The organism is Pseudomonas lundensis (genome assembly GCF_002269125.1).
GTDB lineage: Bacteria > Pseudomonadota > Gammaproteobacteria > Pseudomonadales > Pseudomonadaceae > Aquipseudomonas > Aquipseudomonas lundensis_A.
In genome coordinates, this window is sequence record NZ_NQKI01000028.1 from 52,559 (window position 1) to 64,349 (window position 11,791).

The following is an 11,791-nucleotide window of genomic DNA, read 5'->3' on the forward strand; positions in this document are numbered from 1 at the left end:
TACAGCCGTTTTCACCTCTTGCCTGTTGTTCGCCATCACCATGACGGCTCAGGCAGAAACACTGCGCATCGCCAGCGAAGGGGCTTACCCGCCGTTCAATTACATTGACCCGGACAATACGTTGCACGGGCTCGATATCGACATTGCTAACGCCCTGTGCGAGCGGATGCAGGTCACGTGTACATTTGTCACCCAAGATTGGGAAGGCATGATTCCGGCCTTGCTGGCAAAAAAATTCGACGCCATTGTGGCGTCGATGAATGTCACTGAAGAGCGCAAAAAGAAGGTGGCCTTCACTGATCGCTATTACCGCACACCCTTGTCCCTTGCCGTGCCCAAAGACTCAACCATCCGCGATGCCCAGACCGATTTCAAGGGGTTAACGGTGGGCACCCAATCGTTTTCGACACAATCGATCTACGCCGAAGAGCATTACGCCGCTGCCGGCGCCACTGTGAAGCTCTACCCCTCTCAGGATGAGGCTGTCAGCGATCTGGCCGCCGGGCGCCTGGATGCTGTCATCGCTGATAAATACCCGTTGCTGGCCTGGCTCAAAGCGCCGGGGAAAGGAAAAGAGTGTTGCAAGTTTCTGGGTGACGTAAAGGGCACTAACGCCGATGCCGCTATCGTCGTGCGCCTGGAAGACAACGCCTTGCGTGAACGATTGAACAATGCGCTGGCTGAAATAATCGCTGACGGCACTTACAAAAAAATCGTCAGCCGTTACTTCGACTTCGACATTTATTGACCCTCAGGGAGCGTGCGCCACGGGGTCCCCGGCGCACCTGCTCCCCATCGTGACCTCGCCTCGCGCAGCCATTTGGCGCGACGACGTCATGCCCCTCATAGATCGCGCAAGAGGGTTCGGGCATGCCTGAGCAGTTGACCTTGTTATCCTTTGCCAGCGGCGGTTGGGGCGCAGCCTTGTTGATGGGCGCCCTGGTAACACTCGCACTGGCGTTGAGCTGTGTGCCGCTGGGCTTGCCGCTGGGCCTGGGCGTTGCGTTTGCCGCTCGGTCCCGGCGACGCTGGCTGCGTCTGAGTGCCACGGCATTTTCCACGGTCTTTCGCGGCTTGCCGGAGCTGTTGACGTTACTGATCATCTACTACGGCTGCCAGATCGGAGCACAGAAGCTCCTTGCCACGCTGGGCTACCCGGCCGACGTGAGAATCAATGCATTCGTCGCGGCGATGATTGCCTTCAGCCTGGTGTTTGCGGCGTTTTCGAGTGAAGTCTGGCTAAGCGCCTTCAAGGCCATACCCAAAGGCCAGTTCGAAGCGGCGAAGGTGCTGGGTTTGAGCACCAGCGCGATGTTTCGCAACGTGCTGCTCCCACAACTGGCGCGTGTGGCCTTACCGGGCTTGTCAAACAATTGGCTGGCGTTGCTTAAAGAGACCTCGCTGGTGTCGACTATTTCTCTGGTCGACCTGATGCGTCAGACCAGTCTGGCCGTGAGTGTCACCAAAGAGCCCATGCTGTTTTACACCGTGGCCTGCTTTGGCTACCTGTTTTTCTCGGCACTGTCCGGCCGCCTGTTCCACGTTCTCGAACAGTATTTCAACCGTCACCAACGGGGTACACAGCCATGAGTTCCGGTGACTGGCTCGACCTGTTTTTTAACCCGCAGCTCCTGGAGCGCTATGGTCCGCGCTTTGTCGACGGGCTGTTGGTCACCGGCAAACTGGTGGCGATTTCTTTCAGCCTCGGCATGCTGCTAGGGCTGGTGATTGCCCTCAGTCGGTTATCTGACCGTCGCTTACTGCGCGGTTTCAGCAGCGTGTATGTGTATTTTTTTCGGGGATCGCCGCTGCTCGCTCAACTGTTCTTGCTGTATTACGGCCTCGGCTCCTTCAAACAGTTCTGGGAGTCGATAGGGCTTTGGTGGTTTTTCCGCGATGCCTGGTATTGCACCCTGCTCGCATTTACCTTGAACACGGCTGCCTATCAGGCCGAAATCCTGCGCGGTGCGTTAATGGCCGTTGCGCAGGGTCAACGCGAAGCCGCGCAAGTTCTCAGCCTGCCCCGTCGCGTCACCTTCTTCAACATCATCATGCCGCAGGCGTTGCTGGTGGCTGTCAGGCCATTAGGCAACGAACTGATTCTGATGATCAAAGCCAGCGCCCTCGCTTCGCTGGTTACGATATATGACGTCATGGGGGTGGCCAAAGTGGCGTTCTCCCGCAGTTTCGATTTTCAGGTCTATCTGTGGGCGGCGCTGCTGTACCTGTTGATCGTAGAAGGCGTCAGGCGTGCGCTCAAATGGCTTGAACAGTCACTGAGCAAGCATGCCGGATGACCCGCACACCACTCCAAACCTGCGCACATTTATCGAGGGAATATGCCATGCAGCCCGTCATGACAGCGTCACACGATCAGTCCACTTCAGCGTTGACCGCACGAGAGACCGTAGTCCACATAAGCGGGCTGAATAAATGGTATGGCCCTTTTCAAGTGCTGCACGGTATCGACCTGACGGTACAGCAAGGGGAGCGTATCGTGCTGTGCGGACCGTCCGGCTCAGGCAAGTCGACCTTGATCCGCTGTATCAGTCACTTGGAGGTTGCCCAAGAGGGCATCATCCATACATTGGGTGTCGACCTGACGAAACCCTCACCGGCCAGACGCCTGGCGCTGCGGGAAGTTGGCATGGTGTTTCAGAGCTTCAACCTCTTTCCCCACATGACTGTTCTGCAAAACTGCACCCTCGCCCCGGTCTCGGTACGCGGCCTGTCACGTCAGAAGGCTGCAGAACAGGCGAGGTACTTCTTGGACAAAGTCGGGGTTGAGAACCAGGCAAACAAATACCCTAGCCAGCTCTCGGGCGGTCAGCAACAGCGGGTGGCGATTGCCCGGGCGCTGTGCATGGCGCCAAAAATCATGCTATTCGACGAACCCACCTCAGCGCTCGACCCGGAAATGGTCAATGAAGTACTGGACGTTATCGTCAAGCTGGCTGATACAGGCATGACACTGCTTTGCGTCACGCACGAAATGGGCTTCGCCCGTCAAGTGGCTGACCGGGTACTGTTTCTCGACGCGGGGCGCATTGTCGAAGACTTGCCCCCCGAGCGTTTTTTTACTGCCCCTGAAAGTGACCGGGCTCAAGCGTTTCTGGCACAAATCCACCGTTGAACGCATTGATGACAAGCGTGCTCGATTCAACCCTGCGGGTCTCCTGTCAATTACAGGTCGATTGCGTACAATCCCCTTCTCAACTTTCACGAACTGTCTGCCCCTTATGGTCGATATCGCCTTCATGAACGCAACAGCAGACGGCATTGCCGCCCTGCTTTTCCCAGACCTGGAAGCTGTGGTCCACGATCTTCGCAGCGGACAGATCGCGCACATTGCTAACGGCTTTTCCAAGCGCAAGGTCGGCGACGCCTCATTGATCAGTGACTTACCCGAATTGAACAAGGGGCTGGACGTCATTGGCCCGTATGAAAAAGCGGGACTGAACAACCGCTCCCTGCGCTCAATCTCGATTGCTGCACGTGGGCCAGACGGCCAGGTTGCAGCATTGCTGTGCCTGAACTTCGATGTGACAGTGTTAACCCACGTGCAAAAGCTGCTGAGTGGCTACGTGGTGGGCGTGCAGCCCCAGACACGTCCAGCGCCCTTGTTCAGGACCGACTGGCGTGAACAGCTCAATGCTATCGTCCAGGCGATATCTGTTAAGCACAACGTGCGGCAAAGCGATTTCGGGCGTGCCGAAATCATGTTAGCCCTGGCGCAAGCCCGCACCGCCGGACTGCTGGATATTCGTAATTTCATCGATTATTTCGGCGAGTATTTCGGTATCTCTCGAGCGACGGTTTACAACTATTTGAAAGCCACGCCTAAAGAATAGGCCGCTGTGCCACTACCGCCGCTCAATACGGCCTGCACACGTCACCTTACCAAACGTACTTCTTTGGAAGGTCTGTAGCCAAAAAAGGCGCTATAGCATTTGCTGAAATGACTGGGTGACACAAAACCGCAGGCCACCAGCACGTCCACCTGTGACAGCGCCGTGTGTTGCAACAAACGGCGCGCCTCTGTGAGGCGCAACTCCAGGTAGTAACGCTGCGGGGTGGTGCCCAATTGTTCCTTGAACAGGCGTTCCAACTGGCGCCGCGACCTTGCCGCGTAGACCGCCAATTGTTCCAGCGCCAGCGGCTCTTCCAGGTTAGCGTCCATCAACCTGATCACTTCACGCAAGGGGGCGCTGACGCAGATGTTCTCTGCCGGTTTGATTCGGCGATAGCGCGACGCCTCAAACGCCAGAATGTCCTCGATGCCTTCCACCAACGCCTTGTCGTGCAGCCCTTTGATCCACTCCAGCGCCATCTGAAAAGCACCTGCGGGGCTTGAGGCGGTCAGTCGGTTTCGGTCAATCACGAAGGGCTCACTGGTGACCTGGGCCGATCGGGCCATCTCCGCCAACGCGGGTCGATGCTCGGGATGAATGGCGCAGCGATAGCCTTGCAGCAAACCGGCACTGCCAAGAAACCATGCCCCGTTCCACAGCCCCGCCAAGGTCATGTCGGTCTGGCCTGCGGCACGCAGTAATTGAACCAGTTGTTCATCCGCCTTTAGCTCGGTTCTGTACCCCCCGCACACAATCAGTAGGTCCAGATCGTCAAGGCTGCCCTTCTCAAACACCGCATCCGGGCGGATCACCAACCCCAGATCACTCAGCACCTCTGCGTCGCACACGCCGAAAGTGCGTGAAGAAAACAGCCCGGCGCGCAGCAGGTTAGCTGTCACCAGCGCGTCCAGGGCCTGGGTAAAGGCGGGCAGCGAGAAGTGCTCCAACAACAAAAAGCCTGCACGAACCGGGGCATTTGTGGAGCCCGCAGCGTCGTGCAGGTGTGTCCTTTTCATGCCGCCGCTGAACTGACGTCTTTGCATCAAGAAAGCTCGATCTTGGGGTGAGCTGGCTTATATAACCCACTGTGCGCGTCGATACCAAGGGATTCCCCCTCCCCACCCTTCAAGCCGCTGTGGCTATACGTGCTGAACGGGTAAAGCCGTTTATCACCATGTACAACAAAGGCCTTCCCGCGCTACCCCGTCCTTGCCTGCCTATCGCCTGATAGCACTCAATGCGGCGCGAGAACTTCGCGCACACCCGGAACAGCGAGTATCTCTTTGATCATTTGATCCGCTACGACACGAGTGACCCCCCGGAACTGAAGCGTGACTGTTTCGGTATCTTTCACCGGCCCTTGCTCGACGATGAATTGCTTGATTTTTTTGGACCGTTCTCCCAGCAACTGTTCCAACTGGCTTAACGACAACGTATTAGACGGTGCAACCAGTTTGACCACCTGGATCTGCACAATGTCCCTGAGCACGCGCTCCATGGGCCGGATAGCGATCAGGATGATCAAAATCAGAAACGTTGCCGCAGTGCCCAACACATACAGTCCGCCTCCTACTGCCAGGCCGATGGCTGCGACCGCCCACAAGCTGGCGGCCGTAGTCAGGCCCTTGATGACCTCACCGCGCATCAGGATCGATCCGGCCCCCAGAAAGCCGATCCCCGAGACCACCTGTGCGGCAATTCGCGAAGGATCCAGCTGCGTGCCCGGCATGGTCAGCGCCTGCTGAAACCCAAACGCTGACACAATCATCACCAAACACGCCCCCGCACACACCAACATGTGAGTGCGCAAGCCAGCCGTCCAAAACAGGTGTTCACGCTGAACGCCAATCAAGCTGCCCAGAAAAGCCGCCAACAGCAGCCGTATGCACATTTCCCAATCAGAAATCATTCAGTCCCTTCCCGGCAATAACCTGTGACGTGTTTAAGCAAGCACTGGCGAGCATAGTTAAGGATTAAGAGGTGTGCCCGATCAGGTTTTTAGAAAACGTCCAGGTCTGTACACTGCACGCCTGCGCCGTGGCTGTGTTAGACGCCACCCCCCTTACTTGTTAAGCAGAGATGTTCATGGCACATAACGAACTGACTTTTACCCCCGACCCTGATCCTGAGTCTATTTCGTCTGACGTCGCCAGCTTCGGTGGCGTAATGGTTTCGACGCAAATCCCTACGCACGCAGATGGCAGTCTCGAACTGGGCGACATCACCGAGCAAAGCGAATGCACGCTGCGAGCGTTAAAAGTTGCGCTGGAACGCGCGGGCAGCTCCATGGACCGCGTCATGCACTTGACCATCTACCTGACCGACATGGCAGATCGAGCGGCGTTCAATGACGTGTACAAACGCTTCTTCAGCCAGCCGTGGCCGGTTCGTGCCGCTGTCGGGATCGCGTCTTTGGCCGTCGAAGGTATGCGAGTTGAAGTCACCGCGATGGCAGCTAAAGGCTAACGCCTAATAGCGGTTGCCGACTGAAGCGGCCCTCATGCAGGCCGCTTCTGTACGGTTGAAAGACAGTTGGATTTCAATTCCCTGCGCATCCCTCTGCACAACCCTGATTGCAAAAAAATACACCCCCTCAGTGAATTTTTTCGTATCCGCATGTATCAGATCCCGAAGAGCGCGTGCCATCAGAACGATAGCATCCCGCGCCGTAGAAACGCGTCTACCCTTCGTACGACTGGGTTTAGCGGTTTGAAAAGGATAGATCAGCTAATAAAGGGGCTTGCATGAGATCTCGTAAGAAAAAGGTCAATCCAATCGGATTGAAGGACATCACCATTGTCGACGACGCAAAAATGCGCAAAGCGATTACCGCCGCGGCATTAGGCAACGCAATGGAATGGTTTGACTTTGGCGTATACGGCTTTGTTGCTTATGTGCTCGGGAAGGTGTTCTTCCCCGATGTGTCTCCCGGCGTTCAGATGATCGCGGCGCTGGCCACGTTCTCGGTCCCCTTCCTGATCAGGCCGCTGGGCGGGTTATTTTTCGGCGCACTGGGCGATAAATACGGGCGACAGAAAGTCTTGGCGGCGACCATCGTCATCATGTCGCTCAGCACCTTCGCTATCGGTTTGATCCCCTCGTATGCCTCGATTGGTATCTGGGCGCCCATCCTGTTGTTACTGGCAAAAATGGCCCAAGGCTTTTCGGTAGGCGGCGAGTACACCGGCGCATCGATTTTCGTTGCTGAATATGCACCTGACCGCAAGCGGGGATTTCTCGGCAGTTGGTTGGACTTCGGCTCCATCGCGGGGTTCGTGCTTGGTGCCGGTGTGGTGGTACTGATCTCCACACTTCTGGGCGAAGAAAAGTTTCTGGAATGGGGCTGGCGCGTGCCGTTCTTCCTGGCCTTGCCGCTGGGGATGATCGGGCTGTATCTGCGCCATGCGCTGGAAGAAACACCCGCCTTCCAGCAACACGTGGAAAAACTGGAGCAAGGTGATCGCGAAGGCCTCGCAGGCGGACCGCGGGTTTCGTTCAAAGAAGTGGCCACCAAACACTGGCGCAGTCTAATGACCTGCATCGGCGTGGTCGCTGTGACCAACGTGACCTACTACATGCTGCTCACGTACATGCCGAGTTACCTGTCACATAACCTGCATTACAGTGAAAACCATGGTGTGCTGATCATCATTGCCATCATGGTCGGCATGCTGTTCGTGCAGCCCCTGATCGGTTTTGTCAGTGACAAGATCGGCCGCCGTCCCTTTATCATCTGCGGCAGTGTTGGTCTGTTCTTCCTCGCCGTCCCCGCGTTTTACCTGATCAACAGCGGCAAGCTGGGACTGATCTTCGCCGGGCTGTTGATGCTGGCCGTGTTGCTGAACTTTTTCATCGGCGTCATGGCATCAACCCTGCCTGCGATGTTTCCGACGCACATTCGCTACAGTGCGCTGGCCAGTGCGTTCAACGTCTCGGTATTGATCGCGGGCCTGACGCCGACAGCGGTGGCCTGGCTGGTGGAAAGCACCAATAACCTGTACATGCCAGCGTACTACCTGATGGTGATCGCGATCGTCGGTCTGGTTACCGGCGTAACCATGAAAGAAACCGCCAACAAGCCGTTGCGCGGGGCCGCGCCAGCGGCTTCGGATATTGAAGAAGCCAAGGAGCTGCTTCAGGAACACCACGACAACATCGAACAGAAGATCGAAGACATCGACGCCGAAATTGCCGAGCTGGAAGCCAAACGCAAAAACTTGGTGCAGCAACATCCCCGCATCAACGAGTGATGCGAACCCGGATGTAAAAATCCCGCAGGTTGTGATGAACACATCCTGCGGGATTTTTTCTGGGCCTTGCTGGCGTGTCGCTACCTCCCGCCTACGCCAGCAGATCGTTGATCCAGCGTACTTGCCGGGCTGTGTCTTGCAGTTTTGCCTGCGCAACTGCGTGCCGCGCGCCCATTAAACTGGCCAATGTTTTGCGCTTGCGAGACAGCACACGTTGCCACTTGGCAAGGAAAGCCGGGCTGCGCACTTTCATTAGCAGCGGACCAAAGTAGAGTTCCTGCGCGCTGTACATCACCCTGCCGGAGCGCGAAGCAATAATAATCTCGTAGTCAAAACGGTTTTCCCGAAGCAGTTCCTCATCAAGGATGCGGTAGTCATTGTCCATCAACCATTGGCGCAGCGGCTGTTCCCCGCCATTGGGCTGCAAGATCAAGCGCTCTTCCCCGCTCAAGCGCACCTTGCCCTGTTCAAGAATGTCCCGGATGGTTTCTCCTCCCATGCCGCACAGGGTAATCGCGGTGATCCGGTCTTCAGGTTCAATCGCCATCAGGCCATTGGCCAGGCGTACAGTTATGAGAGAGGCCAGATTATTCTCGTTGACGGTACGCTGAGCCGCAGTGAAAGGCGTCAGCGCAACTTCCCCGGCCACTGCGTGCGCGATAGCGCCCCGGCGCATAAGTGCAACAGGCAAATACGCATGGTCCGAGCCGATGTCAGCCAACCGGGCGTTCGCCGGAACATGCGCTGCCACGCGCTCCAGGCGCATGGACAATGTGTGTGGGTTCAACGTGTGTTCCTTTAAAAAAAATGCCTGACCTGCACGGCACTTATCAGAGGGCGCCAGCATGCTTGCGCAGCGACGCAGGGCAACCACTGCTATGACAAAGCGACGTTTGGCGGTGAAGAAACAAACGAACTTATCGATTACGCTGGTTCCAGGCCGTCAGCATAAACGTGACACCCGGGATCAATAGACCGGGAGCCATGTAAAGGAATGTGCGCTCGGTAAGCAAGCCGTTAAGGGCAAAAGTGCTTCCGCAAATGATCAGCGCGAACCCGACCAGAAAGAGCGGATTGCGAAAGGCTTTATTCATGGGTTCAGGTCCAGTTGTACAAATTTCGGCGCATGATAAAACCTGCGGGCAAGTAAGGGCCAGTCGACTCTCGCGACGCGGGCCGTTAAGCTGGCGTTTTTTGAGGCCCATCGAGCATGACCGAGGTCTATCAGGGCAGTTGCCTGTGTGCTGCCGTACGCTACGAACTGCTGGATGAGCCCAAAGCAGTCAGTCATTGCCATTGCAGCCAATGCCGTAAGGGCCATGGTGCCGCGTTTGCGTCCTATGGCAGCGTGCCTTGCAGCGCGTTTTCCTTACTCAGCTGCGCAGAAGACCTCAAGGCCTATCGCTCGTCAGAATCGGTTCTCCGGGAGTTTTGCAGGCATTGCGGGTCGACGTTGTTCTGGAAATGTTCCCAAGGCGAAGCCGCCGGATGGATTTGCGTAGCACTCGGGACACTGGACACACCTTTCAAGCCCAGTAAACAGAAGCATATTTACACCGGCGACTCAGCAATCTGGTTCGAGGCGCCTCAAGAATAACGGCTAACCATGGCAGAAATACACACCTATCCCTGGGCAGCGCGTACATCCTCCAAAGGAAAGCACTTGAGCCGTGAAGACTGACCTATTCAACACTGACACACTGAGCAAAACCTATGAATCGTCGTAAAAAAATCAACCAAATCTTAAAAGCTAACGCCAAAAAAGCCAGCGCCAAACTGGCACCCAAAAACAAACCTAAATACATCTGTAAAGCGGACCGCTTAAAAATGGCCGCCGAATCCGGCAGTGACTTGACCGCCACTGCTGCTCAAGAGTGAACAAGGTCCACTGACGAGGAAAAATCAGTGGGGCCGACGCGTCACTGGCTCATGAGATGTATACGCTAATGCAAGATGCAGGTGCACTCGGCCGCTCGCGGCTCAGCCTAGGCCAAACGCTGGCTTGGGGCTATTGCCGAGTGTCACCAGCACGCTTGGTTGGCTTATGTTGAAGACAGTAAGGTATTGAGTGATGCACTCAAACGATCGATACGCCCCGTACTTTCATTCACAAGTTGAGTGATTTCCTTAGCGGATACTGCTGACTGCTTAGCAAGCGTACGCACCTCGTCTGCCACGACTGCAAACCCTCGACCAGACTCCCCCGCCCGCGCAGCTTCGATAGCAGCATTTAAGGCCAGTAGGTTGGTCTTCTCGGTTATGGAGTTGATGCTGCTGATGATGTTCGCAATCCGTTGACTGGACTCTTGCACAAGGCGCATTTCACGATCAGTGACCTGTGATGCATCATGTTTCGCCTGCTCGTCGACCCCGTAGCTCACGATCCGCTTGATGTGACCGATTGAATCCGTGATTGGGCAGAGCGCTCCGCTAAACAGGATTGGGCGGTTGTCCTTTGCAGGTATGGTAAAGCTACCTGCAAACTGCTCACCTTTAAGCAGTTTGGCGAATACGTCTTCACCGAGAATTGTTCGCAAGCTGTGCTTACGGGTCAGTAATTCTTTGGCATCGGCATGTTCCAGGTGGTGGACCAAGTAGTCGTTCGCAGAACTCATCTGGCCATTTGTTTCCCACTCCGCCACGCCATTACTGACACTAATCGCCTTGAACCTTTTATCCGACTCAAGCGAGAGCTCCTTCGTACCAGTGATATTGGCCTGGATCGAAATGTATTGTTCCAACTCACCGGCATCATTGAAAACAGGGTTTATAGCCAGTGAAATCCAGTAATGCTCTCCCGATTTTCTGTAGTTAAGAATCTCGGTGTAGATTGGACGGCGATTCAGCACTGCATCCCTGAGCTGTTCAATTGTTTTTTGATCTGTCGCTGTTCCTTGGAGAAAACTCCCCGGCTTTTTCCCTCGCACCTCATCCAATGTGTAATCCGTGAGCTTTGTAAAACCTTGGTTTACGTACTCGATATGGCCTTCTTTGTCAGTGATGACGATGGAGTTGTCTGTTTCATTCGCCACCAACGATAAGAGCTTGAATTCTTGGTTTAACAGTACTTGCGCCGTGATGTCACTTGCGAACTTTATAACTCTGACGACTTCGCCTTCCGGGTTGACGATAGGGTTGTAAGTGGCGTGAATCCAGACTGATTTACCGCGTTTAGTGATTCTTTGGTAATCCGCCGTCTCAAATTTACCCGCACGCAATTTTTGCCAAAAATCAGAGTAAGCCCTCGATTTCCGCTCTGCGGGCGGCACAAAAATCTGATGCTTTTCACCACGTATCTCAGTAAGTGAATAGCCCATGAGCGTCAGGAAGTTTTCATTTGCATCGAGAATTGTGCCATCAGGGCTAAATTCGATGACCGCCTGAGCACGGTTGATTGCTGTAATTTGTGACTGATTGCGCGCGTGCTCACGCACTTGTGCTGTCACGTCTGTAGCAAACTTAACAATGCGTTGGACCTTGCCTGCGCGGACGATGGGCGTGTAGGTCGCTTGAATCCAAACAGGGGCTCCGCTTTTGGTAATGCGCCGGAACTCACCGGTGTGAGGTTTCCCTGTTCGCAGATCCTGCCAGAACGCACGGTATTCCAGGCTGTTAGGGAATCTCCGAACAAGTTTTCAAATGTGCTGAAATACGCCTGACCACCTGATCCGAGCCGCCTATGAGCCAGAT

Annotated in this window: 14 protein-coding genes; 9 read left to right on the top strand and 5 right to left on the bottom strand. The window is 55.4% G+C overall.

The genetic code is table 11. The annotated features are described in order from the left end of the window. Positions 1-40 precede the first annotated feature (40 nt). The 5 genes from CJF39_RS16710 (at position 41) to CJF39_RS16730 (ending at position 3,851) form a co-directional block, all read left to right on the top strand. The gene (locus tag CJF39_RS16710) at positions 41-748 is read left to right on the top strand and encodes a transporter substrate-binding domain-containing protein (RefSeq protein WP_249275385.1); all 708 of its coding nucleotides are present in this window, start codon (positions 41-43) and stop codon (positions 746-748) included. Positions 749-870: 122 nt separating this feature from the next. After that, on the top strand, positions 871-1,590 hold the full coding sequence (locus CJF39_RS16715; RefSeq protein ID WP_094994421.1) for an ABC transporter permease: 720 nt from the start codon (positions 871-873) through the stop codon (positions 1,588-1,590). After that, positions 1,587-2,297: an ABC transporter permease gene (locus CJF39_RS16720; protein ID WP_094994422.1), complete on the top strand. Its 711-nt coding sequence runs from the start codon at positions 1,587-1,589 to the stop codon at positions 2,295-2,297. The genes CJF39_RS16715 and CJF39_RS16720 overlap by 4 nt, the downstream gene beginning before the upstream one ends. Positions 2,298-2,356: 59 nt before the next feature. Beyond that, positions 2,357-3,133 carry an amino acid ABC transporter ATP-binding protein gene (locus CJF39_RS16725; protein WP_094994433.1) on the top strand — a complete coding sequence of 259 codons (777 nt, stop codon included), beginning with the start codon at positions 2,357-2,359 and terminating at the stop codon, positions 3,131-3,133. Beyond that, a complete protein-coding gene (locus CJF39_RS16730; protein ID WP_249275384.1) occupies positions 3,093-3,851 on the top strand; it encodes a helix-turn-helix transcriptional regulator in 759 nt (252 codons plus the stop codon). Before CJF39_RS16725 ends, CJF39_RS16730 begins: the two co-directional genes overlap by 41 nt. A gap of 41 nt (positions 3,852-3,892) precedes the next feature. Here the strand turns inward: CJF39_RS16730 and CJF39_RS16735 are convergent, their stop codons facing one another. Next, the gene (locus tag CJF39_RS16735; protein ID WP_432760250.1) at positions 3,893-4,867 is read right to left on the bottom strand and encodes a GlxA family transcriptional regulator; all 975 of its coding nucleotides are present in this window, start codon (positions 4,865-4,867) and stop codon (positions 3,893-3,895) included. Between the two features lie 218 nt (positions 4,868-5,085). Continuing rightward, positions 5,086-5,760: an MgtC/SapB family protein gene (locus tag CJF39_RS16740; protein ID WP_094994425.1), complete on the bottom strand. Its 675-nt coding sequence runs from the start codon at positions 5,758-5,760 to the stop codon at positions 5,086-5,088. Positions 5,761-5,936: 176 nt separating this feature from the next. Between CJF39_RS16740 and CJF39_RS16745 the strand changes: the two genes are divergently transcribed. Together CJF39_RS16745 and proP are read left to right on the top strand one after the other, a co-directional pair. Continuing rightward, a complete protein-coding gene (locus CJF39_RS16745; RefSeq protein ID WP_094994426.1) occupies positions 5,937-6,317 on the top strand; it encodes a RidA family protein in 381 nt (126 codons plus the stop codon). Positions 6,318-6,595: 278 nt separating this feature from the next. Further along, positions 6,596-8,101, top strand: a complete 1,506-nt coding sequence (proP, locus tag CJF39_RS16750; protein ID WP_094994427.1) for a glycine betaine/L-proline transporter ProP — start codon at positions 6,596-6,598, stop codon at positions 8,099-8,101. Between the two features lie 91 nt (positions 8,102-8,192). Here proP and CJF39_RS16755 read toward each other — a convergent pair whose 3' ends face one another. Both CJF39_RS16755 and CJF39_RS23080 read right to left on the bottom strand, forming a co-directional pair. Then, positions 8,193-8,888 carry a tRNA (adenine(22)-N(1))-methyltransferase gene (locus CJF39_RS16755; protein ID WP_094994428.1) on the bottom strand — a complete coding sequence of 232 codons (696 nt, stop codon included), beginning with the start codon at positions 8,886-8,888 and terminating at the stop codon, positions 8,193-8,195. Between the two features lie 130 nt (positions 8,889-9,018). Beyond that, positions 9,019-9,195 (bottom strand): hypothetical protein, encoded by a 177-nt coding sequence (locus CJF39_RS23080; protein WP_170942696.1) that lies wholly within the window; start codon positions 9,193-9,195, stop codon positions 9,019-9,021. Between the two features lie 116 nt (positions 9,196-9,311). Between CJF39_RS23080 and CJF39_RS16760 the strand changes: the two genes are divergently transcribed. Together CJF39_RS16760 and CJF39_RS16765 are read left to right on the top strand one after the other, a co-directional pair. Further along, positions 9,312-9,698, top strand: a complete 387-nt coding sequence (locus CJF39_RS16760; protein WP_094994429.1) for a GFA family protein — start codon at positions 9,312-9,314, stop codon at positions 9,696-9,698. A 116-nt stretch (positions 9,699-9,814) separates the two neighbouring features. After that, positions 9,815-9,979 (top strand): DUF2986 domain-containing protein, encoded by a 165-nt coding sequence (locus tag CJF39_RS16765; RefSeq protein ID WP_094994430.1) that lies wholly within the window; start codon positions 9,815-9,817, stop codon positions 9,977-9,979. 164 nt (positions 9,980-10,143) lie between these two features. Here CJF39_RS16765 and CJF39_RS16770 read toward each other — a convergent pair whose 3' ends face one another. Then, entirely contained in the window at positions 10,144-11,709 is a 1,566-nt protein-coding gene (locus CJF39_RS16770) for a methyl-accepting chemotaxis protein (protein ID WP_094994431.1), read from the bottom strand. Positions 11,710-11,791: the final 82 nt, after the last annotated feature.